This window comes from Kitasatospora sp. NBC_00240 (genome assembly GCF_026342405.1).
In the GTDB taxonomy this organism is placed as follows: Bacteria; Actinomycetota; Actinomycetes; order Streptomycetales; family Streptomycetaceae; genus Kitasatospora.
Genome location: NZ_JAPEMU010000001.1, coordinates 6845062 through 6870918, shown reverse-complemented (window position 1 = coordinate 6870918; position 25857 = coordinate 6845062). Strand labels below are relative to the sequence as shown.

Below are 25857 nucleotides of genomic sequence, written 5' to 3'. Positions count from 1 at the left end.
GGAATCCTCACTTCCCACTGTTCTGAAGAGGTGACCGTTCATCAAGGGAGGCGTGGCACGCCTCGGCGAGCGTGCCCTGCTCACGCACACCGAGTTCGGACAGCAGGCGGCGGCGCAGCCCGGCGAAGGCCGGGGTGCCACGGGTGCGGTCGGGATCCAGGCCCTCCTGGTGCAGGTCCAGGTCCAACGAGATCCGGCCGGCCGTCAGCACCAGTACCCGGTCGGCGAGGACCAGTGCCTCGTCCACGTCATGGGTGACCAGGAGGACGGCGGGGCGGTGTCGCGCGCACAGCCGGACCAGCAGGGCGTGCATCCGGATCCGGGTCAGCGCGTCCAGGGCCCCGAAGGGCTCGTCCAGCAGCAGCAGGCCCGGCTCGCGGATCAACGCCCGTGCCAAGGCGGCGCGTTGGGCCTCGCCGCCGGACAGGGTGCCGGGCCAGGCCCGTTCCTTGTCTGCCAGGCCAACCTCGCCGAGCAGGGTGCGCCCGGCGGCCCGGGCTTCGCGTCCGGGCAGGCCCAGCAGCACGTTGTCGAGCACCCGGGCCCAAGGCAGCAGCCGGGCGTCCTGGAACACCACCGCGTGCTGCCCGGGCACGTCGATGCTGCCGGAACCGACCACCCCGTGGTCGAGTCGGCCCACCGCGCGCAGCAGCGTGGACTTGCCGGAGCCGCTGTGCCCGAGCAGGGCGGTGAACTGCCCGGCCGGGAGGTCGAAGTCGATGCCGTCGAGGACGGTCCGACCGGCGAAGGACCGGGTCAGCCCGCGCAGTCGGACCGCGGGGCCGTCGGTCGCGGGGCCGTCCGTCAGGCCAGGGTGGTCCGCCATCGCAGTGCCTTTCGTTCCAGGAGTCTGACCAGGGTGTCGGAGACCAGGCCGAGCAGTCCGTAGACCACCAGGCCGACGACGATCACGTCCGTCTGGCCGAAGGTCCTGGCCTCGGTCATGAGGTAGCCGATGCCGCTGGAGGCGTTGATCTGCTCGCTGACCACCAGCACGAGCCAGGAGACCGTGACCGAGAGTCGCAGTCCGGTGAAGAACCCGGGCGCGGCCCCGGGAAGGGCGATCCGCAGCAGGAACTGACGGCGGTTCAGCCGGACGGCCTGCGCCAGTTCGACCCACTTGAGGTCGAGCCCGGCCAGGACCGCCTGGGTGTTGACGTAGACGGGGAAGAAGACGCCCAGCGCCACCAGGATGATCTTCACCTCCTCGCCGATGCCGAACCACAGGATGGCCAGCGGTACCAGGGCCAGGATCGGGAGGGCCCGCAGCAGTTGGGCGGTGCCGTCGATCACGGCCTCGCCGATCCGGGTCAGTCCGGCGGCCAGGGCCAGCAGCACCGCCGCCGCCACCCCGAAGACGAGGCCGATGCCGGCCCGTTGCAGGGAGACCCACAGGTGGTGCTCCAGTTGCCCGCTGCGGGCCAGGTCCCATCCTGTTGCGGCGACCGTGCCGGGCGGAGCCAGGGTCTCCGGGGCCAGCCAGCCGACGGCGGAGGCGGTCTGCCACACCGCCAGCAGCAGCAGCGGCCCCACGGCGCGGGCGAAGGGAACCCGCCGGGCGCGCGGGCCCAGCGGCCGGGGCGGCCGCCGGCCTGCGGCGGCGGGTACGGGGGTGGCGGCGAGGGGTTCGGTGCCCCGCACGGCGGCAGTCACGGCCCTCAGCCCGCCGACTTCGCGGCGGCCTGCTGCACGGCGTCGAAGCGCTGGTCGAAGGCGGCGGCGGCATCGACCTTGGCGGGCAGCGCCTGGTAGTCAGCCAGCAGGTCGGCGACCTTCTGCAGCGCGGCCGTGGCGGCGGCGTAGGTGGGAATGGTGGCGGTGCCGCTGTCGGCGACCACGGCGTCCCCGATGGCCTTGGGGAGCTTCTGGGTCTCCACGTAGTACTTCTGCACCCAGACGTCCTTGTGCGCGGTCAGCCACAGCTCGGCCCTGGTGAAGCGGGCGGACAGGTCGGCCACTGCGGCACTCCTGGCCGGGTCCGCGGTGACCGCGTCGGGGGCGATCAGGAACTGCAGTCCGCTGGTGAGGTTCTTGTCGTCGTCGAGCTCGTGCGCGCCCTTGCCGCTGTAGGCGGCGTCGTACTTGGAGACCAGGGGCTCGGTCAGGGCGCCGACGTCCACCTGGTTCGCGCCGAGTGCCGGCGGAGTGTCCACCGGCGAGAGCTTGGCCAGGGTGACGTCCGAGGACTTGAGGCCCGCGTTCTTCAGGGCCTGCAGAACGGCCACCTGGAGGGTGGTGCCCTCGGTGACGGCGACCTTCGCTCCCTTGAGGTCGGCCAGGGTCCTGGCCTTGCTGGTGGGCGAGGTCCACAGGTGGGTGGAGCTGGTGCTGCCCTGCACCGCTCCGACGATCCTCACCTTCTGGCCGGCGGCCCGGGCCACCAGTACCGGGGCGTCGGCGACGAAACCGACGTCGACGGCCTTGGCCCGGAAGGCCTCCAGGATCGCCGGGCCGCCCTGGAAGGCGGACCAGCTGATGTCGTAGGGAAGGTTGCTGTCCTGACCCGAGGCCGACAGCAGGGTCTGCAGCAGCAGGTTCTGGTCGGCCACCCGGAGCGTGGTACCGCCGGGGACGGTGCTGGGCAGCGCGACTGCCGCCGCATCGACCGCGGAGGTCTTGGCGCCGGCGCTGGAGGCGCAGCCGGTGAGGGTGACAGCGGTCAGAGTGAGCAGCGCGCCGAGAGCGGGTACGGCGGACCCGGGCGAACGGGGCATGGCGGTCTCCTTGGAACTGCCCGCAACGGTCCGGGCAGGGATGGCACGGCAGGGCGACGTGGCGTCAACGAGAGATGAGCGGGGAAGCGGCGGGGTAATCAGCCGCAACAGCGGACGCCCGGGAGGAGCGGACGGCGGACGACGATACGCACCGTGCTCTCCTTCCCGCAGTGGTTTCCGACTGGGCCCATCGTGCTGGCGAGCCCGCGATCCAGTCAATAATTTCCGCAAATATCTTTCATACTGAGAAGTAATATTGCGTCATATTGCCGCAAGTGAACTGAAAACCCAGGCCAGGCGGGCGGATTGACAGGCAGTCCCGCTCTCTGAAGAAAATAAGTTTCACACTGAAGGGATCGCCACCCGTGCCAGTCGATCTGCTCAACCACATCCGCTCCCTCCACGACAGCCTCCCCAGGGCCGAGCGCGGCATCGCCGATCTGGTCCTCCAGGACCCGGGCACCGCCGCCGAGCGCACCATCTCCGAGCTCGCCCGAGCCTGCGGCACCTCGGAGGCGACCGTCCACCGGTTCTGCCGGAGCCTGGACCTGCGCGGCTACGCCCAACTGCGGATCGGCCTGGCCGCCGAGGCCGAACGGTTGCGGGCCGACGGCCGGGCCGTGCTGGACCTCGGAACCGACATCGGCCCCGACGAGCCGCTGGACCAGGTGGTCCGCAAGATCGGCTTCGCCAACGCCCGCGCGGCCGAGGAGACCGCCGCCCAGCTCGACCTGACCGCCCTCGCCGCCGTCGCCGACGCCGCGCAGGCAGCCCGCAGGATCGACTTCTTCGGCGTCGGCTCCAGCGCGCTGGCCGCCGAGGACGGCGCCCGCAAACTGCTCAGGCTCGGCCACGCCGCCGCATGGTGGAGCGATGTGCACGCCGCGCTGATGAGCGCCGCCGTGCTGCGCCCGGGCGACCTGGTGATCGCCGTCAGCCACTCGGGACGGTCCAGGGAGGTGGTGGACGTGCTCACCGAGGCTCGCCGCTCGGGGGCGGTCACGGCCGTGATCACCAGCAGCCCCCGCTCCCCCGCCGCCGAGAAGGCCGACCTGATGCTGACCACCTCCGCCAGGGAGACCACTTTCCGCAGCGGCGGCACCGCCGCCCGCAGCGCCCAACTCACCGCCCTCGACTGCCTGTACGTGACCCTCGCGCAGCGCTCGCACCCGCGCGCCGTGGACGATCTGGAGCGGGCCCACGACGCGGTTCGCAGCCGCACCCTGGGTCGCACCCGAAGCTGAAGGCTCTCCTACCCGACAGGACCTCCCATGCCCGCAGAAGCACACCTGGACCACCTGCCGCCCACCGAGCTGCGCAACGGCGCCAGCATGGGCCTGGACCGCCTCAACACCATGGAGATCCTCACCCTGATCAACGAGGCCGACGCCACCGTGCCGGCCGCGGTGGCCGCCGCCCTGCCCGGTCTCGGCGACCTGGTCGAGGCCGGGCTCGCGGCGCTGGAGAGGGGTGGCCGCATCCACTACTTCGGCGCGGGAGCCGGCGGGCGGATCGCCCTGGGGGACGCGCTGGAGCTGGAACCCACCTACGGGGTCGGCCCCGAAACCCTCTGCCCGCACCTGGCCGGAGGGCCCGACGCCGCGTACCGGGCCAGAGAGGACGCCGAGGACCACGGTGCCGACACCGACCTCGCCGCCTCCCACCTGGCCTCGGCGGACCTGGTCATCGGCGTCACCGCCAGCGGCCGCACTCCCTACGTGGCCGGCGCGCTGACCGCCGCCCGCACGGTCGGCACCAGCACCGCCCTGATCAGCTGCGACCCCTCGGCCCCGCTCGCCGGCCTCGCCGACCTGCACGTCGTGCTGGCGACCGGACCGGAGGTGGTCACCGGATCGACCCGAATGAAGGCCGGCACCGCCCAGAAGCTCGCCCTCAACGCCTTCTCCACCACCCTGATGGTCCGCAGCGGCCACACCTGGTCCAACCTGATGGTGTCCGCCTCGGCCGGCAACGCCAAGCTGCGCGAACGGGCGGCCCGCACCCTTGCCACCGCATGCCAGGCGACCCCCGCGGAGGCGCTGGCCGCACTCGACTCCTGCGACGGTGAGACCCCGACCGCGCTGGTGGTCCTGGCCGCCGGGGCCACCCCAATGACGGCGCGTCAGGCACTGGCCACGTGCGGCGGCCGCCCGTGGGCCGCCGTCCGGGCTCTGGCCGGACCGGGGCCCGCCGCGGAGTACCGGTGAGCGCCCTCACCCGCCCCGGCATCGGCCTCGGCCTCGACGTGGGCGGAACCACCACCAGGGCCGTCGCACTGGACGAGCACGGTCAGGTGCTCGGACGGGGCACGGCCCCCGGCGGCAACCCCGCTTCCCATGGCGTCGCCACCGCACTGGCCCGGCTGGCCGACGCCGTCCGGCAGGCCCTGGACGGAGCGGACCCCGGACGGGTGACGCACTGCCTGATCGGCCTCTCCGGCTACCGCGCCCTCGGCGACCCCGCCGCCGTGGACGCCTTCGCCGCCGACGCCCGAAGGGCCTTCGCCCTGCAGCCCGGGACCCCTCTCCAGCTGACCTCGGACGCGGTCATCGCCTTCGCCGCCGGGACCAGCGACCCCGACGGCACGGTGCTGATCGCCGGCACCGGCTCGATCGCCTGCAGGGTCGAACACGGGGTGGTGACCCGGACCAGCGGCGGCCTCGGCTGGCTGCTCGGCGACGAGGGCGGTGGCCAGTGGCTCGGCCGCGAGGCCGTGCGCCGGGCCCTGGCCGGACTGCGGGACAACGCCTCCACCGGCCCGCTGGTCGGCGCCGTCCTCGCCCGCACCGGCTGCCACGACCACGGCAGCCTGCTCCGCTGGTCCTACCGGGGCACACCACAACACCTGTCCACACTGGCGCCATTGCTCGGTCCGGCGGCCCAACAGGGCGACCCGGAAGCAGTCGCGGCAATCGACCTGGCGGCACATCACCTGTGCCGGATCGCCCGCGACGTGAATGACGACCACCTGCACGGACCCGTCGTCCTCGCCGGCTCCGTGGCGACCGGCCCCGGGCCACTGCAACACCGGCTGAGGCAGTTGCTCGACCGCGCTGGGGCCACCGCCGTCCTGCTCGCCGACGACCCCGCACTCGCCGCCGCCGGCAGCGCCCATGACGCGGCATCAGGTCGTCGTACCGGCAGGCTCGGGTAGCCCGTACTCTCCGGTGGTCCACCGCACTCACACCGATGCCGGCCTTCCGGTGGTGCGAGGTTTCCGGACCGGACCGTCACGGATGCGGTGAAGCTCCGGTTGAACGGGGCGACCTTCTCAGGTCGCCCCCAACCACCGGAGCTTCGATGTGCCATTTCCGCAGGTCAGAGGCAGGACACTGGCGTGCGCCCCGGACCGGGAACTGCCGGTCGCCAGGGGGACGCCGACGACGCGGCGGACGGACTCGGCCCGGCGCTCCCGCATGCTCTGGCCACCTGCTGGGGTACCCTCCCGACCACGGTCGGGAAGACGGCGGGAGATCGCGGCGGTGGGCGTGCTGCGGTCCGACCTACCGGTGCGTGGACCGGCTGAGCTTATTGCGGCGCCGGACCGCCCACAGCGCGGCGCCCCCGACGACGAGCGCACCGGCGCCCGCGCCCACGCTTTCCGGCAGGACGGAGTTCGACCCGGTGGCGGCCACGGCTTGGTGCTCAGCCGAGTCCTCCTCTCCCGGGGCACTCGTCGGGTCCGATCCGGTGGCGGCCACGGCTTGGTGCTCAGCCGAGTCCTCCCCTGCGGGGGCACTCGTCGGGTCCGATCCGGCCGAGCCGGTGGGGGTGGCCGCCTCGGATGCGGGGTCGCCGGCCCGTGCCGACGCGGCAGGGACGGTGGCGCCGGACGCGGCGGGGGCCTGTGCCGGTGTGGTGGGCGCAGCGGCCGGCGCGGCGGCGGGCTTCGTCGTCGCACGGGTTTGCTGGGAACCTCGCACGACGTGTGTGCCGTTGCCGACCTGCGTCGCCTGGTAGCCGGCCTGGCCGATGCAGTCGGCGTACTCCTTGCCCGCCTTGCTCGTGCCGGTCGGTCCGCCTGCGTTGGTGCTGGTCGGGGCGCCGAACACCACGTCGGAGCGCAGGAGTTGCGAGCAACTGGGTACACCGAGGTAGTACTCGACGAAGCCGACGTACCAACCCATCAGGTTGCCGCTGTCCGCGGGCACAGTGTAGGTACCGATGTGGTGGGAGGCGTTGGTGACCGTGTCGGTCGCGGTCCCGGTCCAGGTGTCCGTACCGGTGCGGGCCACCTTGAGAGCGTATGTGTGACCGTAGACCCCGTCGAAGTCCACCGCGCAGCTCACTCCGTCACCTCCGTCGGCACCCGTCGAGCAGTTCGAGTCGCTGCTTGAGACGCCGGCGCCGAAGTAGGAGAAGACTCCGTGCAGCCGCTCGTGTCCGCCGCTGTCGGGGCGCGGCTGCAGGCCCGTGTACCCGATCTTCTTGGTGTTCTTGAAGCCGAACTCCTGCGCGAAGTACAGGCCCGTTTGATGGGCCGTATCCGGGTTGACGGTCAACGGGAAGGTGATGTCGGTCAGTCCCGACGCGGGCGTATCCGGAATCGACCAATCGATCGCCACGTTGCCGCCCGCCGCGAATGCCGGCTGCGAGATCGCGAACGTCGATGCCAGCGCGGTGACCGTGATGGCGCAGCGCTGAACCGTCTTGGAGATGGACATCTGTTTCCTCTACAGGGGGTGGTGTCGGTGACGAGCACAGTTGTCCGGGCCCGCACGGGGCGGCCTGGACATCGTGCTCCCGGAGAAGGTCAGGGCACCCTCAGCCGACCGTCGTGAAGGGGTAAATCCGCGTCGCCGCACGGGAGCAGGGCCACCCGGCAAGGGCCGCCCCGCTGCTCGCACCCGCCTCGGTGACGACCGGGCCGCTGTGGGCAGGGACCAGGCTGTAGTTGCCGCTTCGGGAGGGGACCTTCCAGCGCCGGTTCGCCGCCCCGGTTCGCGTAGCCGATCAGCAGGCGGGAGTTGCCGCCACCGCCCGATGCCGCCCCTGCGCCGTCGAACGTCAGGTCCGACTTGGCGCCGTCGAACGTGGTCGATGTCGATGTCGATGTCGATGTCGACGCGACGTGCGCGCTGGTCGGCAGGTGGATGCCGACCAGCGTGGCGGGCAACGCGAGGACCGCGCCCACAGCCGTTGCGAGGAGGACGCCGAGACACCACGGGTGCGCGGACATGCCAACTCCTTGTGCCGACGGGCATCTGATCGGGTCAACGCGATCCAGGAGTCCGAATTGCGTGGGCGGCAAAACGGTAGGCAGCGGGGTTCCGACGGGTCAATGGCCGCCGCCCGTATGACCCGGCAGATGAATTCCTGGGTGATCATCGGGCTGCAGCACGGTTGACGCCCGAACGGCCGCTGCAATTCATGGGGCGAACCAAGAGCGCGCCTGCTCGGCGGCTGCCGATCAGTACCCCGCGGGGAGCTGGTGGCCGTGGACGGATCCGCCGAGCTCACGCTCCTGGAGATCGCCGGCGCACCTGTCGTTGCCGGTCAGCGCAGACGGATCAAGGGCCCGTCCACTGCTGAAGTTGCAGGTCGCTGGGCCGGCATGGGCGCGTCCTTCCCGGTAACGTCGTCCAGCTCGGCGAAGACCTCGTAGGCAAGGCGCAACAGGTGAAGGCCCGCAACTCCTGCGGGAGTTGCGGGCCTTCACCCTGTCCGCCCGTCTGCGGGCCCGGCGCTCTCAGACCGCCTTGCGCGGCAGTCGCAGGCTCAGCAGCACCGTCAGCACGACCGTACCCAGCTGGACGAGCAGCGTGATCAGCAGGGCGTCCCGCATCCCGGAGCCGGGCAGCAGCGCGAGGAAGAGCGAGCCGAGCGTCGCCACCCCGAGCGCCAAGGCCGACTGCTGGGTGGTAATCATGACGCCGCTGCCCACACCGGCCCGGTGCGCGGGCACGTCCGAGAGCACGATGCGGAAGAGCGTCGGCTGTTGCAATGACGTGCCGAGGCCGGCGAGCGCGACCCCGGGGGCCAGCTCCGCGATGCCGAGCCCCGGCCAGTTCCGCCAGACCGCCCCGGCGACCAGCGCGACGCCCACCGCCTGGATCAGCCCGCCGGCGGTCACGACCCGGCTGCCGAACCGTGCGGTCAGCCGCGGTCCCGCGAGGGAGCCGAGGAAGAACACCACCGCCATCGGCGTCAGGGCGAGCCCCGCCTCGACGGGCCCCATCCGCAGCCCCTGCTGCAGCGCCACGGCGAACACGAACATAAAGCCGCTGAACCCGAGCATGAGCGGCAGGAGCAGCGCAAGTCCCCTGCGCAGCGGTACTGATCGGAACAGGCTCGGCGGTACCAGCGGAGTCCGGCCCGCCCGGTCGGCGCGCAGCTCGATCCAGCAGAAGGCGGCCACGGAGACCGGGAACAGTGCCAGCATGACCCAGGTCCACACCGGCCAGCCCGCCGCCCGGCCCTCGGTCAGCGGCAGCAGCAGGGTGATCAGGGAGGCGGCGAGCAGCAGCGTGCCCGGTACGTCCACCGACGCGGGCTGTGCGCTGCGGGTCTCAGGGACGGAGCGCGCCGCGAGGATCAGACCGAGCAGGGCGACCGGCACGTTCACCAGGAACACTGCACGCCAGCTCGTGCCCGCGATGTCGGCCGCGACGAGTACACCGCCGAGGATCTGCCCGGCCACCATGGAGAGCCCGATCGTGGCACCGTAGAGGCCCATCGCCCGTGCCTTGCGCGGACCTTGGGTGGTGGACTGGATGGTGGCGAGCACCTGCGGCATCATCAGCGCGGCCGCGGCGCCCTGGGCGACCCGGGCCACGACCAGCGTCCAGGCGTCGGGGGCCAGCCCGCAGGCGAGCGAGGTGAGGCCGAAGGCGGCCATGCCGGCCAGGAAGAGCCGGCGGCGTCCGACCGTGTCGCCGAGGCGGCCGCCCAGGACGAGGAGTACGGCGTACGCGACGCCGTAGCCCGCGACGACGAGTTCGAGCAGGGCGGGGCCCGCCTGCAGATCCTGGTCGATGGTGGGCAGGGCGACGTTGACGATGAAGAAGTCGATGAGCGGCAGCGCGGCCCCGAGCAGCAGGGTGAACAGCCCGAGCGGGCTTAACTCGGGCGCTGCGGAGGTGCGTTCGTCCGGACGGACAGGGGTGGCGGGAGGGGGGACGGAAGAATGGGGCGACACAGTCGATTCACTCACGGTGTCTACGATCCTCGCCTCGTCAGCCTGGTACCAGCGCGTTCTGAAGTGTTTTCATCCTGGTAATAAGAAGTACTGGCAACGGGCTGAGGCATGCGGCACGCGGGGAGTACGACGACGATGACACACAGTCCGGTGAGCGCGTCCCAGACCGCTGCGTGCAGCCTTCGGACCAGCGGAAACGGGCCGGGCACCGAGGCCGCAGGGCCTGAACCCGCTTTTCACACGCACGAGTTGGCATCCTTCGACGATGCTGCGCCAGTTCAGGCCCGGTCCGGCCGCGGTGATCAACACGCGGCGATGGTCGGGCAGATGACCGACCACGCTGTGGAAGGGCCTGGTGGCGCGGCTGCAGCGGGAGTCGCCGGAGTTCTGCGAGGTGTGGGACCGGCACGGGTGCTGCAGCCGGACCGGCCCACCACCGAGTTCCCCGCCGCCGTCCTGGGCCTGACCGGTGGTGAAGGTGACCGCCGGGGCACGGTACGGGTGTCGATCGCCGGGCCGTGCTGCTGCCGGCCCGGCGACCGCTCCCGGCTGATCTCCCGCCCCTGCTCCACCGTGGCCGTGCAGGCGAACCGAAAGGGTTCCGCCGGCCGGAGCTGATCCGGTACCCGTCCGATCGACGGCTACCTCACCGGAACAGGTCTGTCTCCACCGTGACCGACCAGACGTGGATCGCCAAAGGCGCCAGGCGGCCGGTCGTCGTGCTGTGGTCGGTGGTCGGGTCGCTCAAGGACGCCAGGCCGACACGACTGCCACGGCCTGGTCGATGTTGAGGCGCGGGTCGCAGAGGGTGGTGTAGCCCGCTGGGTCGAGGAGGTCGTCGAGGTACGACTCGTCCGCCACACATTCACGGACGTTCTCCGGCGTGGCTTCCAGGTGCAGCCCCCCTGCCACCACGTTCTCCACGGTGGCCGCCTCCTGGAAGAGCTCCACCTCACGCGTGACGCTGGTCAGCAGGCGGGTCTTGCGGCCCAAGGGGCCGCTCCGGGTGTTGCCGTGCATCGGATCGGACAGCCAGATGACCGGATGCCCCGCGTCGCGGACAGCGGCCATCAACGGTGGCAGCCACTCCGCGACCCGATCCGCGCCCATCCGGGAGATGAGCGTCAGTCGGCCGGGCGTACGGGCCGGGTCCAGGACCGAACAGAGTTGGGTCAGCTCGGCGGGTGTCATCGTCGGGCCGACCTTGCAGGCCACCGGATTCTCGACCCGGGCCAGCAGCTGCACGTGCGCACCGTCCAGCTGGCGGGTGCGGTCCCCGATCCACGGCCAGTGTGTCGAGGACAGCAGCAAGCCTCGCTGGCCACGACGCAGCAGCGGCAGCTCGTAGTCCAGCACGAGGGCCTCGTGGCTCGTCCACACAGGTACCGCGGCCGGCAGGCCCCAGGCGCCGCCGAGTCGGCGCAGGAATTCCGTTCCGGCGTGAGCGGCCCGGTAGCCGGTGAGCAGGCGCGCCGGATCCGGCTGGCGCAGCTGCGGATCGGGCTGCGGGTCGTTGATCAAGTGGCCGCGGAATGTCGGTAGTTCGAGCTCGCCGTGCCGCTCCAGGTCGGCGGAGCGGGGCTTGGCGAACTGACCCGCGATCCGACCTACCCGCACCACGGACAGGCCGGTTCGGGCTTGCATCGCCCCGGCCAGCGCGTCGAGCATGCCGGCCTTGCGTCTGAGCACCTCGGGAACGCAGTCCGCGGGATCCTCGGCGCAGTCGCCCGCCTGCAGGATCTGCAGTCCGCCGGCCGCGACCTCGGCGAGGAGCAGCCGCAGATGGCGTACCTCGTCCCAGGTCACCAGGCCGGGCAGGTCACCGAGTGCGCCGCTGAGCCGTTCAGCCAGACGGTGGTCCTTCCACCGCGGTTGCTGCTGGGCCGGCAGAGTGCGAAGCCATTGACCCTCGCGCTCCGGGTCCGAAGTGAAGTCGGTTTCAGCTAACGGTGTGAGAGTAAGAGGCGTGGTCACGAGTTTGATCCCCCGGATCGGAAGCTCGTCGCTCCAAAGTTGCAGACATTTCGCCGATGGCCAACCGGAATTCAGCCTCTTCCGGAAGGCGAAGGCGGACAACTACTCAGGTGGGCAGGTCGCGCACCGGATCGATCAGAACGGTCGTACCGTCCTGATCACGCTCCAGCAATCGACGCGGCCTGGTCGCCGCACCGCGGACGAGGCGGCGACTGAACCAACGGCAGTAGCGTGCGTTGTTCGGCCGGCGACCGGCTGAGGTCGAGGGTCATGCCGAGTTGGCGGCCCACGGCCGCAGACAGGTCGATAGCCGCGGTGCGGGTCAGGTCCTCATGGTCGTTCTGGCTGACGCACGCCGAAGCCACGTTCCTGTTCTTCAGGCGCAGGTACCACGGGAACAACGCTCCCAGTGCGGGCTCGGTCAGCATCGTGCGCGAATGCACGATCGTCCCCACCTGCAGGTTGCCGAAAGGACGGTGCGTGGCGTTCATGAAGCTCTTCAAACGCTCCTGGAATATCTTCAACACCGAGGGCACGTTCCCCCCGTACACCGGCATGGCGAGCAGCATCGCCTGCGCACCCTCGGCCATGTCGACGACACGCTCGAAATCGTCGTCGAGCGTGCATCGGCCCACCGCGGGATCGAGGCAGGTGTCCTCGGCCTCGCACATCGCGATGCGATGGTCGATCAACCGGATCCGCTGGATCTCCGCGTCACCGACCTCTTTGACGAGGCCGGAAATCGCCGCCTCGAGCAACGCGTCCGTCACCGAAGGGAGCCGCTTCTGCGTACAGGACAATGCAATGATCTTCATCTGGAGGAACCTCCCTTTTCCGCTCAACGCCGTTCAGGACCACGTCACCCAAGTGCGGCCACCTGACGAAGCGCCCGTGGCCGCACTCCGAGGCAGCCTCAACCGCTCAAGAAGTGAATGCTTACCCGTCGGACGCCGTTCGGTTCCCTACCGCCGTTCTGTCAGGAAATGGAAGGCCTTACCGTTGATGGTAATGGTCATGTGCATTCCCGAGCCTTCCTCGGCCGCTCCGCGCGAGACGACGTACGGCATGTGCCACTGGTACTGCACGAGGGTCCCCTTGGCCGGAAGGAAGTCCGACCCGTCGTACCGCGAGACGTCGCCGTAGTTGTTGACGCCGAATCGACGGGGGTGCGTGCCTATCCACGGGAGTACAGCCGCGCCGGCTCGTGCGAAGTCCTCCGGCGTCTCCAACTGCGCGACGGTCTTCTCCGATTCGACCGCCAACTCCTTGTAGTAGTCGCGAATCTGACCACCACTGCTCCGGTCGACCACCTCGCGCGGCACGAACAGGAACATGAGATGGTTTCCGAAGGGAAGACTTGCTCCGTACGAGGCGTTCTTCATCACGAGAATGTTCTCGCTGGACCTCTTGTGGAACTCCGCCTTGACCTTGTCGAGAAATGAACCGATCTTCACGGCCGGCTCGACGGTCTCCCGGACCGTCCAGGGCATGACGCGCACCGTTTCGTTCTCGTCGACGGACGGCTTCCGCACGGGGAGGTACTGGTCCAGGTCAGCGGTCTGCAGCTGGAGCTCCGCTATCGCCTCCGCGATACGGAACCGGTCCTCGCCCGCCTTCATGGTGCTCATCAGCGCCTGGTGGAACCGGAAGCACCGGTAGCCGTCCTGCACCGACATGGGGAAGGCCGTGAAGATCCCCTGGATGTTGGGGTTCGACCTGTAGGTGACGGACATCAACAGGAATCCGTCGTAGTAATTGGGGTACTCGTCGAGCACGATCCCCTGAAAGGATTCGACCGGGAATTCTTCCGGGCTTTCGAACTCCCGCTCGATCACATGACACTTCGAGAAGAGCGGGTTCTTGTCGAAGAAGTGACCGACTGCGTCCCGAAAATCTTCGAGCGAAAAAGGCTGCTCGACGCTGTACGTCGAAAGCGCCGGGTAGAACTGCGCCACATTGAGGGGGCGCGGGAACGACATCAGGTTTAGACGGATCATTTTGTCGGCCATCGACAAAGGCATGCCTGATCACTCCGATAGACGGGTGCGAGAAGTGCTGGAAGACGCTTCGGTCGGGGGTCCGGCGAAGTCGCGAAAAGATGTCCGAGTCGGTGGCACCGCCGAACGCCGATCTCGGCCGACCGGCGGGAAACGGCACTGCCGTCGGTTCAATCAGCAGCTCATCCGCGCTGCGGTGAGTCGGCCGCGTCCTCCTCCGGAGCGTGCAGACGCTCCGCGCGCCAGGTGCACCCGTCGCCCGCCTGGTCGGACGACACCGTGACGTCCGGTTCCACGTAGCGGGTGGCGATGGCGGTGTTGAGATTCTGGCAGTACCCGCACGGTGACTTGAACGTCAGGACGACGCCGTCGCGGGCAGCCTCCTTGCGGTACCGAAGGATCCCGCAGTCCGCGTTGCGCAGGACGCTGCCCGAGGGCTGCGGCTCGATGGACACCGCCGAGTCGTACAGCATGAGCTGACGTTGCAGTCGGGTCATGAAGTGATCGGCAGCCGATACCCCGTCGGGCCGTTGCGCCCGCAGCAGTTCCGCGGTGATGCGGGAGTTCGCATCGATCCATCCGGCCAGGCCTTCTTCGCCGTGCTCTCCCAGGACGAACTCCTCCGCGGCCGCCTGGGCCTCGAAGTACCGCTGGCGCCAGAGGTCGACCTTCTCCGCCGGCTCGAGAGAATACGTTTCACTGGTCATCGTCCGCGTCCTTCCCGGCAGCCTCGTCCAGCTCGGCGAAGACCTCCTGGGCGACGCGCAGTCCGTTGTTGGCGACCGGCCAGCCGCCGTAGTAGGCGAGTTGGATGATGACCTCGACGATCTTCTCTCGCGACATCCCGAGGTTCAGGGAGGCGCCGATGTGGCCCCGCAACTCCCAATCGGTCCGCGCCAGCGCGACCGCGGTCAGTGCGACCAGTTCGCGCTCCTCGATGCTCAGGTGCGGGCGGGCCCAGATCTCACCGAACAAGTGGTCGACGGTGATCTGCAGGAACTCCGGGTAGGAACCCGGGCGCGGTTCGCGGCCGAAGAGCTCCTTGAAGACGGCTTCACCCCGCTCGCGCCGGTTAGACGGCTGATCCATCGATCGACTCCTCCATATGGGACGAATGGTTGTCAACGTCACGGCGTCATGAAGACGAGGACCAGCCCGGCCCCGACATGACACAGCCGCCGACGACACTGAGGACGCAGACCTCGCGAGGGAGACCCGGCTCGGCGGCGGCGACGGTCGGGAAGCCGCCGGGGCCGGCCGCCGTCATCGCCCTGTCACAGAACGATGCTGAGCTTGCCGTGCTCGTACAACGTCTCGTGGTCGAGCACCACGACCCGGTTCCGGATCCGGAACGACTCGCCCTCGGGGACGAGTTCGAACCGGTACTTTCCGACGTAAGCGTCGGAGCGGCCGTGCCCGAAGCGGTAGGCGACGACATTTGCCGCCACCTCGAGGTAGCTGCCCTGATCAGCCAGGATTTCCACGTTGCTGATCACGCGATTCGTCCGCGACCGAGGGTCCTCGCACCACACCTCACCATTGAGGAGTTGCTCGATCCGCTGGCGAAGCCGGGCAGGATTGTCGTCGATGAGCCCGAGCGCGTCGGCCGACTCGCCGCGGACGTCGGTGGCCGGCACCACGTAGCGGATGTCGTCGGTCAGCATCTCGTCGTACCACTCGATCAGACGCCACTCGTCGAGCATCCGAGCCTCCCGGAAAAGGAACTGGCTAACCCGGTGCCACAGCCTCAACTGGGCGGTGTCGTCGATCATCACTTCGCTGGTCACTGGATTTCCGCCCCCTGCAGCTCGACCTGGTGAGCGACCTCGAAGTGACCGTCGTCGCCGTGCATCAGCCGGTCCCACTGCCGCCAGAATTCGCGGGCAGGAAGCTCGTCGGTCGTCTCGGGGATCTCCTTGTTCATACCGCGCGACAGATCCGAGTAGCGCACCGTGCGGTTGGCGTAACCTCGCTGGCACGACTCGACGATCTCGATGTCGTCGGGAGTGGCGAAGCCCGCGGGACCGAGGAACGTCAGGTAGTGACTCTTGCGGAGTTCCCGGATCGCCGGATCCTCGTCCTTGGGGGCCAGCGCGACCGAGGTGATGGCCATCCGATCGGCGCCGATCGGATCGATCTTGCGAATCGTGATCGCAATCGCGTCGATGATCAGCAGGTTGGGGAAGATCAGCAACGCGCGGTTGGTGCCGGTGATCCGTTCGGCGCGTTCGGCGCCGAACCGTTCGACGAAACGTGCGGCGGTCGCCTCGATTTGCGGCCGGACCTCGGGACCGAACATCGGCGTCCAGTGGGCTAGCGGGCGGGCCGCGGCCGGCGGCAGCTCGTTGGCCCCATGACCCAGGCCGAGGCCGACGCCGAAGCCACCTCGTCGTCGCGGCGGCACCGACCCGAGCGACTGCATGTAACTGACGTAACGCTTGTGCAGTGCTCGGAAGTGGTAGATGTCGACGCTGTTCTCCATCATGAGCTTCCAGTTGGCCTGAGCCCCGTGGAGTTGCGCGCCTTGGATCACCTCCATTCCGACCTCGGACTGGTCGTCGATCAGATCGAGGTAGTCCGTGGCTCCCGCCAGGTACTCGGTCAAGGTGCGCGGCTGCTGCGGATCGAAGGTGACGAAGACAAAACCGCGGTAGCTGTCACTACGGTGCTGCGCCAGGCCGAAGTCAGCCTTCCGAAAGTTCGGCCCGTACCCGTCCGGAATCGGAACCCCGACCAGATCGCCCTGGTTGGAGAACGTCCAGTCGTGGTAAGGGCACCGGAACGACTTGGCCTGCCCGGCCGGCTGCGAGCAGATCAGGGCCCCGCGGTGAGTGCAGCTGTTGGCAAACACCCGGATCACCCCGTCGGACCCGCGCGACATGACCACCGGGCGCCCGCCGACGTCGCGTGACACGTAGGAGCCCGGCTCGGGCACCTCTGATTCGTGTCCGAGGTACAACCAGCAGCGATCGAAGATCCTGGCCATCTCCTGCGCGGCCACGTCGTCGTCCGTGTAGGCACGGCGATCCACCCGGAACGAGAGGTGCTCTAAATCATCGACGACGATCGGGTCGTCCACCATCCGCTGCAGTTCGATCGTCACTGCTTCCTCTTTCGCTGTAGTTTCTGGGCGGTTCTGACGACCACCTCGGCCGTGCGTGCGGCCGCATCGCCGCACTCCGGCTGCATGGTGCACACCCGACCCCCGACGTGTGTCTGATCAAATGCACCAGTGCGTGGGCGTAAACCCCACCACAGGGGATCGTTCACGACTCCGCAGCCCTCCTGGGTCGTGGACTGCCCACCACGGGAAGATTGTCAGATCGTCAAGTAGGGCGTACATAGGACTTAAGACCCATCGCTGGCTGTCGCTGTGCTTTCGACACCCGCCGACAACCCGATAAGAACGATCTTTGCCCTCGACGGCCGGCGGCCGAGCCCCGGGGCGGACTCCGGGATCAGCGCGACGGGGAGGCAGCAGCGGACGCAGGGGCACGGCGTTCCCGGAGGGCGATTCGTCGACCTGCGATTTCGCGGGGCGGGCGCCCGCCGCGGAGGCTGCGGAACCGGGTGAGCCGGATCAGTGATCATGGAGTTGCGAAGCTTCACGACGCGGGGGAAGACCCGCCCTGCCAAAGATCGTGCAAGGCAGGATCCACTCCTCGGATGTCGAGTCGAGGGCGAGCAAGGAGACCCGGCCCGGTGAGTTCCGGCGCGGCAGGCGGACAGCTGGAGGCCAGCCACCACCGCCGGCACCGCCGAGCCCCGCTGCCGGTACGCACCCCGTGCGGACCCGAACCGCGGCCGCGGGCGTCCGCACCGGCCGAACGCACCACCCCGCGGTCGCCGTTGAACCGTCCGTACCGCGTAGACACGGCCCGGCGACCGTCTACGCCGACCTCGGCGTCACGAAAGGCCGCTCACGACCGCGGACCCCCCGAACGCTTCGTCCGCCCGTACCCCGGCGGCACCGCCCGAAGCCCGCCACCCTGCCCACCGCCGCCTGGATCAACCCACCCGGTCGCGACCAGCAAAGACGCCGACTCAAAGATTCTCGGACCAACTTCGTCTAAAATCTTGACAGGTACCGCCATCTTCCGACTTCGCTTCGATACAGTCGGCGCGGTTACTACCGGGCCCGGGGCCTCCCACCGGAGCCGACCGGGCGCGGGACTGTCCATTCGACCACGGGGCAAGGAGACACGGATGGCTGCGCAGATCACCGAAGGCACAACGCTTCTGACCGACCAACAGACAGATGTACCCGTCGCTCAGGACGCGACCGCGACGCGCCCGCGTCCGCGACGAGCAGAGGCTCGGAGCACCCGCGCTCCTCAGGGACGAGTGGCGACCGATCGCGGCGGTGAACCGGCCGGCGGGAAGTCTCCCTCCAGCGCCCTGACGCCGCGCCAGTTGGAGGTTCTCGCGTTACTGACCGACGGTATGACGAACCGTCACATAGCTCGAGCACTCGGCATCACTGAGAAGACCGTCAAGAACCACATGCACGCGATCTTCGCCCGGCTCAACGTGTCCGACCGGACCCAGGCCGCGGTCTACGCGGTTCGGCACAACCGAGCGGCATGACCGTCGATCGCTCCCGGCGCCGCCGGTGGCCGCCGGCGGCCCGGACGGCCGACCCGCTCCCCGGCCCGGGCCACAAGGCCCTCCAGGCCACTCCCACCTCCCCCTCCGTCACCGGCGGCACCACGATGGTCGCCACCCGCACCGGCTCCCACCTCGCCGCCGTCCACGACGGCTCGCAGAACACCTCGGGCAGCGCCGCCGCCACCGTCGCCAAGGCCCTCCCGCCGACCCCCTGACCCCGATCCCGCGCTATGCAGGACCGCAGTTGACGCTGCGTCACGTCGAATGGGCCGCCGCCCCGGGATCCCGCCCGGGCCGGCGGCCTTCCCCTTGGGCTCCGACGTCCGCCCCCGCCCCCGCATGAACCCCGGAGCGCGCGCGTACCCGATCCGGATCGGCGCCGCGGCAATCCCGTCGGGCCGAGTGTGCAGCGGGGGGCGCTGGACCCACGGCCGGCCCGGGCCGCGGTCGGCGGCACCAGGACCGCCGGCTCCTCCCGGAGCTTGGGCACGAGCATGAAGCGGGCGGCGTGGTACCCGAGGCGGTCCTGCCGCCCCGAGGGCGGCACGGGCTGCCTGCCGGGGCCCCGCACTTCGGGCAGGCGTTGCGTCCGACCACGCCCGCGACCTGAGCAGGTGTCAGATCCATGGCGAAGGTCTCGCGGAGTGTCTCGCAGAACGCCGGCGTTCTGCGAGACACTCCGCGAACGGAGACCCGGGATGAACCGGACGCGATCCGGGGGTCTCACAGAGCCCCGACGACTGGGCATTTCTGCGAGCGGCCACTCGGACGCCGGCGTGGTGGAGCCTTACGTTCGGCGCTCAACGAACCGCCAACCGCGAACGGCCTCCGCCGACAGCCGGACCTGGCCGCAACGGCCGACCGAACGCGTCCCGGAGCGTACCGGCCTACCTCAGCCGGTACCGTCCTGCGCCGGATAGTTGATGACGATCGCACCGCCGGTGGCGTAGTTGGCGGCATCGGCGGCCATCCGCCGGCCTTGCGGCGACGCCCGCGCCGCGGCCATGGCGGCGGCGTCGGCGAAGTCGCCTTCGAAGATCGCGAAATACAGCGCTTCTCCCATGGTCGTCGTCACATCGAAGCTGTAGCGCCATGCGAGCAGGCCGGGCAGATCCCTGACCAGCGGAAGGTGGTTGGTCACGTAGTAGTCGCGGAAGTGGTCAGGGTCGACGGGCTCGGGATACAGGACCACCAACTTATGCATGACGATCTCCGTCCGGAACAGGGTCGACGGTCTTGCCGAGAAGCGCCCGCACACAGCGGCCGCTCTCGTTGTTGACGATGGTGAAGTTGCCCTCAGGGAAACTTGGCATGGTCACATTGTGGAGTCGGTCGCGGCCCGGCGGGCGGCTTTTCGTGATCTTCACCCGACAAGAAGCGACGTCTGGTAGATGTGCTCCCCGCGTGGGCGCCAACTGTCGCGAGTTGGCGGCCGCCGGACCCCGCGTCTCCTCCCTGGCCGGCGCCGGCCGCCGCGGGCTTCTCTGCGGGGCGGGGAACAGTGGTGTCACCAGGTCGGGCGGTGAGCCCGGCCTGTTCCTGGTCCTGGTCGTCGTCCACCGCGGCCGGGTCTCGCAGCGGACGAAGGGCTCCCTCGGGCTGACAGCCAATCAACTCGCCGTCAGGGAGCGCGGGCGAGCTCCGCGTGCCGCAAGGCCGTGGCTCCGCCCTTCTCTTCCCGCTCCTCGGCTCTTCAACTTTTCGGCTCTTCCCTTTTGGCGTTCCGGCCCCTCATCATGGTCATGAATCCGACTGGTCACCTCCATAACTATGAATCTCAAGCTATGAGTTGTGAGCCACGAGCTATGAACAAGGAGCTGCCATGACCGCGAGCACCACCGTCGACCGCTTCCGCACCGCCATGGAGAAGGGCGACCTCGCCGGCCTGGAGGAGCTGCTCACGCCGGACATCCGCTTCTACAGCTCCATGAAGCTCCAGCCCACCGAGGGCCGGGACACGGTCATGGGCCTGTTCGGCGTGTTCGTGCGGACGCTCGAGGACTTCCGATACGTCGGGTCGTACACCGGATCCTGCGAGACCAGCGCGGACGGGAGCGAGGCCGAGTCCGTCGTTCTGGTCTTCCGGACCGCCGTCGGCGGCGATGAGCTCCACGGCATCGACCTGCTGCACTTCGACGAGGAGGGCCTGATCAAGGAGTTCACCGCGATGGTGCGCCCGCAGGCTGCGGCGGAGGCGCTCGGGCGGGCCGTGCTCGAGGGGCTCATCGCGGACGGGCTCGTCCCGCCGCCGGCGCCGGCCGCTGAGTGACGGGGGATCAGCTTCCCCTCGTACGAAGGATCAGTGCCCCCTCATAGGGCGGCATCGGTCACCTCTCGGCCGGCCGTGACCGCCTCGGGAACGTGGCGACCGTCAGTACCCCGGCGTGCCCCAACGGGGGCAAGGCCTCGCTGGTGAGCGGCGGCCCGGCCGACTTCGCCCAGGGCCGGCAGACGGATCCGGCTGGTGGCACAGCTTCCTGGCGGAGCGTCAGCATCGGCACCGTTGCGGCGGCGGTGGTCTGCCCGGGACGGCTCTTCGGCGGGTTCGAAGACCGGCGGGCGGGTCACCGGCTCGACCGGCTCGGGTTCCGGGTCGGGGCGGCGGCCGGCTCGGCCTGCGGCGAGCGCTTGCGGGCCAGGACCAGGCTGGCGACCGTGGTGATCGCCATCGCGACGATGCCGACCAGGGCCGCCGTGGTGTAGGCGCTGTCGTTCGGGAAGAGCCGGCCGGTGTCGGTGCCGGCGGACAGGACCAGGCCGCCGACGGCACTGCCGAGCGAGTACCCGACGCTGCGCGTGATGTAGTTGAAGCTCATCGCACTGGACGTCTCGCTCTTGGGCGTGACGGCCAGGATGACGCCGGGCATGGCGGCCGAGAAGCTGCCGACGCCGAGGCCCAGCACGCTCATCGCCAGCAGCAGGTCGACCAGGTTCGACCGGGCCGTGGCGAAGAGGGCGAACCCCCCGACGATGATCCCGGCGCTGCCCGCCAGCAGCAACGGGGCGTCGATCCGCTTGAGCATCGGGGGCGTGAGCCTGCCGCCGACGAACCCCAGCACGGAGAACGGGATCAGGACCAGCCCGGCGACGAAGGTGGTGAGCCCGAAGCCGTAGCCGGCGCTGTGCGGCGTCTGCGCGTACCGGGTGATCAGCGTGAGCAGGATGTACATGCCGATCGCGCCGACGAACATGGCGAGGTTCGCCCCGGCGACCGCCGGGTGCCGCAGCGCCTTGAGATCGATCAGCGGCGCCCTGCCGCGCAGCCCGGTGAGGGTCCAGACGGCGAGCAGGACCGCGGCGACGACGGCCAGCACCACCGCCATGCCGAGGTTGTGGCTCCACAGGCTCCGCTCGCCGGCCAGGTACAGGGCGAGGAACAGTCCACCCGCCAGGAGGAGCGCGCCCTTCGTGTCCACGTGGGCGGAGCGGCCCGCGGGGGCTTCGGGCAGGAAGCGCCAGGCGGCCAGGAAGGCGATGGTGGAAACGAGCAGGCCCAGGCCGTAGGCGGCGCGCACCCCGCCCACCTGGGTGAGCAGGCCGGCGAGGGGGTACCCGACACCGACCCCCATGATGGAGACCACCGAGACCAGGGAGATGGTGGCCGCGCTGCGCTCCTCCGGGAGGTGGTCGCGGGCCACGCCCATCATCAGCGCCGTCAGACCGAGCCCGATGCCGTGCCCGGCCCGGCCGACCAGCAGCCAGGCGAACGGCAGCGGCAGCACGGTGAGCGCACTGCCCACGACGACGACCGCCAGCGTGCCGAGGATCGTGGCACGCCGGTGCGGGCCGGCGCCGAGCCGGCCGAGGATCGGCGTGGCGACCGCGCCGGCCAGCAGTGCGATCGTCAGTGTCCACTGCGCGCTGTTGAGAGAGACGTGGAACGTGGTGGCCACGGTGGTGATGAGCGGTGCCCCGAGGCTGGCGACCGCCGCCACGACCAGGGCGACGACGATCAGGGAGGGCACCAGCAGCCGTGTCCCGGGGTGCTCCCGTGCCGAGCTCATCGACTAGTCCCGACCGGAGGCTTACGCGGCAAGGCAGTTGAGGCGAGTTGAGAAGCCATGTACAGGACCGTATGCCCCGGAACGAGTTGCCGTCCAGAGGCCGCCGGCACGGCTGTGACAGTCCCTCACTACGGGCCGGTCCGTCAGGTGGGCCCCCGGGCCCTCACCCGCACCGGCCCGCAACCGGCTGCTACCCAGGCCAGGAAGATACATAAAGCATTAATATAAAAGTGGTATGCTCCCAGCATGAGCCGCAAAGGCGCCACCCGTCGCGCCTCCACTGAAATCGGTGCTTCCCTCTACGAGTTGGCCACCGGAGCGGTGAGACGCCTGCCGCGCGACATGAGCCTCACATCCGCTGCCACCCTTGCCGCCCTGGAGAGCACCGGCCCACGGCGGATCACCGATCTGGCCTTGATCGCAGGTGTCACCCAGCCCGCGATGACCGTCCTGGTCCGGGTGATGGAGGAGTCCGGGCTGGTCGATCGGACAGGCGACGCGGCCGACAAGCGGGTCACGCTGGTGCGCCTGACCGAGGCCGGCGCGTCCTACGTCCAGAGGCGGCGCCAGTCGGGCGTCCACGAGCTCGTGCGGTTGATCGACGAGCTCACCGACGACGAGGTCAAGGCCTTGGCGGCGGCTCTTCCGGCGCTGCGGCACCTGGAGGCGCTCGACCGCCAGGATCGAGAAGGGCCGCAGCAGTGACAGGGCAGTTACTCGACGGGGTCGCCGTACACTCCGAAGGAGGCTTCAGGTGGATGTGGAAGATGGTCGCCGAGCTGGACGAGCCGAGGGCGGAGGAGGTCAGGACGCTTCTGCGCCCCGGTCGCTTCGAGCACCTCACGGCCGGGACCAGCCGATGAGTACGGCCCCGGAGCACTCCGGGACGCGGTTCCTGGTCCCCTCCCTGATGTTCATCGCCCTGGTCGTGGCGACGGTCGGCAGCCTCGGGGCGCCGCTCATCACCAGCGTGGCGACCACGTTCCACGTTTCGCTCAACAGCGCGCAGTGGACGCTGACGATCGCACTTCTGAGCGGCGCGGTCGCCACGCCCGTCCTCGGCCGGCTCGGCGCCGGCCCGCACCGACGGACCACGATCCTCGGCACGCTGGCGGTCGTCGTCGTGGGCAGTGCGCTCACCGTGCTGCCGCTGCCGTTCGCCTGGCTGCTCGTCGGCAGGGCCGCACAGGGCGTCGGATTCGGTCTCACGGCACTCATGATGAGCGTGGCCCGCGACCACCTCCCGGAGGAGCGCAGCGCGCCCACCATCGCCCAGATCTCGGTGGTCTCCATCATGGGGGTCGGTGTCGGTTACCCCGTCGCCGGCCTGCTCACCGAGTTCGGCGGGGTGCGCGCCGCCTACGGCCTCGGCCTGCTCGTCACCGCCATCGCCCTCCTGGCCGCCTGGCGGTCCGTTCCCATGGCCCCCGAGGGCCGCTCCGCCGGGGTGGACACGAAGGGCGCGCTCCTCCTGGCGGGCGGACTCTTCCTCGTCCTGTTCCTCACCGGCGAGAAGAACCTGTGGAGCCAGCACCTCAGCGTGGCGGTGGTCCTGGCCGTCGTCGCCGTGCTCCTGCTCTGCGGCTGGACCGTCTCCGGGCTGCGCAGTGAGGCGCCCCTGATCGATCTCCGGGCGGTACGGCACCCGGCGGTCGCCGGGGCCAACATCGCCATGTTCGTCGGCGCGATCGGCATCTACCTCCTGCTCACGCTCATCACCCGGTACGCCCAGACGCCGCACAGCGCCGGCTACGGCTTCGGGCTCACCACCTTCGTCGCCGGGCTGGTCCTCATCCCGTTCTCCGTGCTGGGGTTCGTCGCCGGCAAGATCACGCCTCGGGTGCTGCAACGGATCGACGCCCCTTGGCTCTTGGCCGGCAGTGCGGTCGTCATCGGTGGCGGATTCGTCCTCTTCGCCGCGGCCCGGTCGAACCTGACCGAGCTGTTCGTGTCCATGAGCGTGCTGGGCTTCGGTGTCGGCAGCTTCTCGGCCGCCATGCCCGGCGTCATCCTGGCCGTCACGCCCAAGAGCGAGACGTCCAGTGCGATGAGCTTCAACTACATCGTGCGCAGCGTCGGGTACTCGCTCGGCAGTGCCGTCGGCGGCCTGGTCCTGTCCGCCGGCACCGACACCGGCCGGCTCTTCCCGAACGACAGCGCCTACACCACGACGGCGCTGGTCGGCATCGGCGCGATGGCGATCACGACACTGACCAGCCTTGCCCTGGCCCGCCAACGCAAGCCCAAGGCCGAGCCGGCCGCAGCCCCGACCGCCGCGCCGAGCCCGAGCCGCTCCGGTCGATGACCGGTTCGTAGGACGGCCGGCCGGCGGCCCGTCCTACGAACCGGAGGTCAGTAGGCGCCGTTGAGGAACGGGAGCACGTCGACGGCATCCGTGATACCGGGCGGCGGGCCGTCGACCCGGGTACCCGGGAGCGCATTCTGGACGATCATCGGTGCGAGCGTCGGGGTGGTGTTGATTTCGATGAAGTGGTTGACGCCGAAGTTCTCCTGGAGGTCCTGGACCGATTCGATGAGGTTCGCGGGTTTGGTCCAGATGGCGAGCGACGCATTCCTGACCGTGTCGGTCTCGATGATGGGTCGGCATTCGGTGGTGAAGTACAGCGGGGGGAGTACGGGCTCCACGGTCCGTTCCTCCGACCGTTGGATCGCCCGGAGGGCCGCCGGCCGGAACAGCGGCGTGTGGATGGGGAGGATGGCGGCGAGACGCCTGCAGGGGATTCCCAGGCGTCCCGCATGACTCTCCAGCAGGTCCAGGTCGTCGTACCGGCCGCACACGACCGTCTGGGTCGGGGTGTTGATCATGCCGACGTGGAGGCCGCCCTCCGAGAGCTCTCGGCACAGGGCTCCGGCGGTCCGCTGGTTGACCGCGAGGGCGAGCATTCCCCCCTGCAGCGAGATGCTCCTGGCCTCCGCGTAACCCCCGAGGAGGACATCGATCGTCTCCTCCATGGTCATCAGGTCGGTGATGACACTTCCGACGTTGAAGCCCGCACCGTGCCCGAGAAGGATGGACGGCTGGACCTTCAGATCCAGCGCCGCGTACACGGAGTACGGGACGAGTGTCGCCGCGACCAGATTGTGGACGTACTCCGACTCCGAGCCGGGGGCCGACTCGTAGGCTCCGCCGGTGAGTCTGGGCGTCACGGGTGGGTGGCCGAGTTCCGCAAGTTTCTGGTCCGTCATCTCAAGGGCGTCGGCCACGCTCGCGGTCGTGTGCGCGAGCGTACGCAGGATCCCCGACGGGTACGGGTTGCTGAACGGCGGAAATGCGAGGGCTGTCGTGAGCGGCATCTGTTCTCTCCCGGGATGTCTGCCTGTTCGTAGCCACCAGGAACAGAGGCTGCGCCCACCAGGCTGACTCACTGCCGAATCCGGTTCCGGACCACGGGCATGCGGTT

The 25857-nt window shown here is 69.6% G+C and carries 25 protein-coding genes; 9 read left to right on the top strand and 16 right to left on the bottom strand.

Features of this window, described 5'->3' with window-relative positions:
* Nucleotides 1-7: 7 nt before the first annotated feature.
* Genes OG689_RS29405 through OG689_RS29395 form a run of 3 tightly spaced genes read right to left on the bottom strand, consistent with a single transcriptional unit; the run spans nt 8 to nt 2714 of the window.
* On the bottom strand, nt 8-826 hold the full coding sequence (locus tag OG689_RS29405; RefSeq protein ID WP_266323880.1) for an ABC transporter ATP-binding protein: 819 nt from the start codon (nt 824-826) through the stop codon (nt 8-10).
* Entirely contained in the window at nt 805-1653 is an 849-nt protein-coding gene (locus OG689_RS29400) for an ABC transporter permease (RefSeq protein ID WP_266317762.1), read from the bottom strand. Before OG689_RS29400 ends, OG689_RS29405 begins: the two co-directional genes overlap by 22 nt.
* Before the next feature lie 5 nt (nt 1654-1658).
* Nucleotides 1659-2714 (bottom strand): ABC transporter substrate-binding protein, encoded by a 1056-nt coding sequence (locus OG689_RS29395; RefSeq protein ID WP_266317763.1) that lies wholly within the window; start codon nt 2712-2714, stop codon nt 1659-1661.
* Between the two features lie 365 nt (nt 2715-3079).
* Here OG689_RS29395 and OG689_RS29390 point away from each other — a divergent pair, with 365 nt between their 5' ends.
* The 3 genes from OG689_RS29390 to OG689_RS29380 are packed head-to-tail and all read left to right on the top strand — an operon-like array spanning nt 3080 to nt 5868.
* Nucleotides 3080-3958 (top strand): MurR/RpiR family transcriptional regulator, encoded by an 879-nt coding sequence (locus tag OG689_RS29390; protein ID WP_266317764.1) that lies wholly within the window; start codon nt 3080-3082, stop codon nt 3956-3958.
* 27 nt (nt 3959-3985) lie between these two features.
* On the top strand, nt 3986-4921 hold the full coding sequence (locus OG689_RS29385) for an N-acetylmuramic acid 6-phosphate etherase (protein WP_266323879.1): 936 nt from the start codon (nt 3986-3988) through the stop codon (nt 4919-4921).
* Nucleotides 4918-5868 (top strand): BadF/BadG/BcrA/BcrD ATPase family protein, encoded by a 951-nt coding sequence (locus tag OG689_RS29380; RefSeq protein ID WP_266323878.1) that lies wholly within the window; start codon nt 4918-4920, stop codon nt 5866-5868. The genes OG689_RS29385 and OG689_RS29380 overlap by 4 nt, the downstream gene beginning before the upstream one ends.
* 349 nt (nt 5869-6217) lie before the next feature.
* Here the strand turns inward: OG689_RS29380 and OG689_RS29375 are convergent, their stop codons facing one another.
* The 3 genes from OG689_RS29375 to OG689_RS29365 all read right to left on the bottom strand — a co-directional run bounded on the left by OG689_RS29375 (nt 6218) and on the right by OG689_RS29365 (nt 9867).
* Nucleotides 6218-7378 (bottom strand): hypothetical protein, encoded by a 1161-nt coding sequence (locus OG689_RS29375; RefSeq protein ID WP_266323877.1) that lies wholly within the window; start codon nt 7376-7378, stop codon nt 6218-6220.
* 89 nt (nt 7379-7467) lie between these two features.
* The gene (locus OG689_RS29370) at nt 7468-7893 is read right to left on the bottom strand and encodes a hypothetical protein (protein WP_266323876.1); all 426 of its coding nucleotides are present in this window, start codon (nt 7891-7893) and stop codon (nt 7468-7470) included.
* Nucleotides 7894-8403: 510 nt separating this feature from the next.
* A complete protein-coding gene (locus tag OG689_RS29365; RefSeq protein WP_266323875.1) occupies nt 8404-9867 on the bottom strand; it encodes an MFS transporter in 1464 nt (487 codons plus the stop codon).
* A gap of 396 nt (nt 9868-10263) precedes the next feature.
* On the opposite strand from OG689_RS29365, the gene OG689_RS29360 reads away from it, so the two are divergent.
* Nucleotides 10264-10470, top strand: a complete 207-nt coding sequence (locus OG689_RS29360) for a hypothetical protein (RefSeq protein WP_266323874.1) — start codon at nt 10264-10266, stop codon at nt 10468-10470.
* Nucleotides 10471-10596: 126 nt separating this feature from the next.
* Here OG689_RS29360 and OG689_RS29355 read toward each other — a convergent pair whose 3' ends face one another.
* The 7 genes from OG689_RS29355 to OG689_RS29325 form a co-directional block, all read right to left on the bottom strand.
* Entirely contained in the window at nt 10597-11826 is a 1230-nt protein-coding gene (locus OG689_RS29355) for a 3-deoxy-7-phosphoheptulonate synthase (protein WP_266323873.1), read from the bottom strand.
* A gap of 158 nt (nt 11827-11984) precedes the next feature.
* Nucleotides 11985-12641, bottom strand: coding sequence for an NAD(P)H-dependent oxidoreductase (locus tag OG689_RS29350; RefSeq protein WP_266323872.1), 657 nt, complete (start codon nt 12639-12641; stop codon nt 11985-11987).
* A 147-nt stretch (nt 12642-12788) separates the two neighbouring features.
* Complete coding sequence (locus OG689_RS29345; protein WP_266323871.1) at nt 12789-13835, bottom strand: hypothetical protein; 1047 nt, start codon at nt 13833-13835, stop codon at nt 12789-12791.
* A 170-nt stretch (nt 13836-14005) separates the two neighbouring features.
* Complete coding sequence (locus OG689_RS29340) at nt 14006-14530, bottom strand: hypothetical protein (protein ID WP_266323870.1); 525 nt, start codon at nt 14528-14530, stop codon at nt 14006-14008.
* Complete coding sequence (locus OG689_RS29335) at nt 14520-14912, bottom strand: carboxymuconolactone decarboxylase family protein (RefSeq protein WP_266323869.1); 393 nt, start codon at nt 14910-14912, stop codon at nt 14520-14522. The genes OG689_RS29340 and OG689_RS29335 overlap by 11 nt, the downstream gene beginning before the upstream one ends.
* A 185-nt stretch (nt 14913-15097) precedes the next feature.
* Nucleotides 15098-15610: an aromatic-ring-hydroxylating dioxygenase subunit beta gene (locus OG689_RS29330; protein ID WP_266323868.1), complete on the bottom strand. Its 513-nt coding sequence runs from the start codon at nt 15608-15610 to the stop codon at nt 15098-15100.
* Entirely contained in the window at nt 15607-16926 is a 1320-nt protein-coding gene (locus tag OG689_RS29325) for an aromatic ring-hydroxylating dioxygenase subunit alpha (RefSeq protein ID WP_266323867.1), read from the bottom strand. The genes OG689_RS29330 and OG689_RS29325 overlap by 4 nt, the downstream gene beginning before the upstream one ends.
* Before the next feature lie 1103 nt (nt 16927-18029).
* Here OG689_RS29325 and OG689_RS29320 point away from each other — a divergent pair.
* Nucleotides 18030-18410 carry a response regulator transcription factor gene (locus OG689_RS29320; protein WP_266323866.1) on the top strand — a complete coding sequence of 127 codons (381 nt, stop codon included), beginning with the start codon at nt 18030-18032 and terminating at the stop codon, nt 18408-18410.
* Nucleotides 18407-18646, top strand: coding sequence for a hypothetical protein (locus tag OG689_RS29315; RefSeq protein WP_266323865.1), 240 nt, complete (start codon nt 18407-18409; stop codon nt 18644-18646). The genes OG689_RS29320 and OG689_RS29315 overlap by 4 nt, the downstream gene beginning before the upstream one ends.
* A 677-nt stretch (nt 18647-19323) precedes the next feature.
* Here the strand turns inward: OG689_RS29315 and OG689_RS29310 are convergent.
* Nucleotides 19324-19635: an EthD family reductase gene (locus OG689_RS29310; protein WP_266323864.1), complete on the bottom strand. Its 312-nt coding sequence runs from the start codon at nt 19633-19635 to the stop codon at nt 19324-19326.
* A gap of 618 nt (nt 19636-20253) precedes the next feature.
* On the opposite strand from OG689_RS29310, the gene OG689_RS29305 reads away from it, so the two are divergent.
* Nucleotides 20254-20700, top strand: coding sequence for a nuclear transport factor 2 family protein (locus tag OG689_RS29305; RefSeq protein WP_266323863.1), 447 nt, complete (start codon nt 20254-20256; stop codon nt 20698-20700).
* Nucleotides 20701-20995: 295 nt separating this feature from the next.
* On the opposite strand, the gene OG689_RS29300 is transcribed toward OG689_RS29305, so the two are convergent.
* On the bottom strand, nt 20996-22435 hold the full coding sequence (locus tag OG689_RS29300) for an MFS transporter (RefSeq protein ID WP_266323862.1): 1440 nt from the start codon (nt 22433-22435) through the stop codon (nt 20996-20998).
* Nucleotides 22436-22681: 246 nt separating this feature from the next.
* On the opposite strand from OG689_RS29300, the gene OG689_RS29295 reads away from it, so the two are divergent.
* Together OG689_RS29295 and OG689_RS29290 are read left to right on the top strand one after the other, a co-directional pair.
* The gene (locus OG689_RS29295; protein WP_266323861.1) at nt 22682-23140 is read left to right on the top strand and encodes a MarR family transcriptional regulator; all 459 of its coding nucleotides are present in this window, start codon (nt 22682-22684) and stop codon (nt 23138-23140) included.
* Nucleotides 23141-23294: 154 nt separating this feature from the next.
* Entirely contained in the window at nt 23295-24740 is a 1446-nt protein-coding gene (locus OG689_RS29290) for an MFS transporter (protein WP_266323860.1), read from the top strand.
* Nucleotides 24741-24787: 47 nt separating this feature from the next.
* On the opposite strand, the gene OG689_RS29285 is transcribed toward OG689_RS29290, so the two are convergent.
* Nucleotides 24788-25750, bottom strand: a complete 963-nt coding sequence (locus OG689_RS29285; RefSeq protein WP_266323859.1) for a hypothetical protein — start codon at nt 25748-25750, stop codon at nt 24788-24790.
* Nucleotides 25751-25857 lie beyond the last annotated feature (107 nt).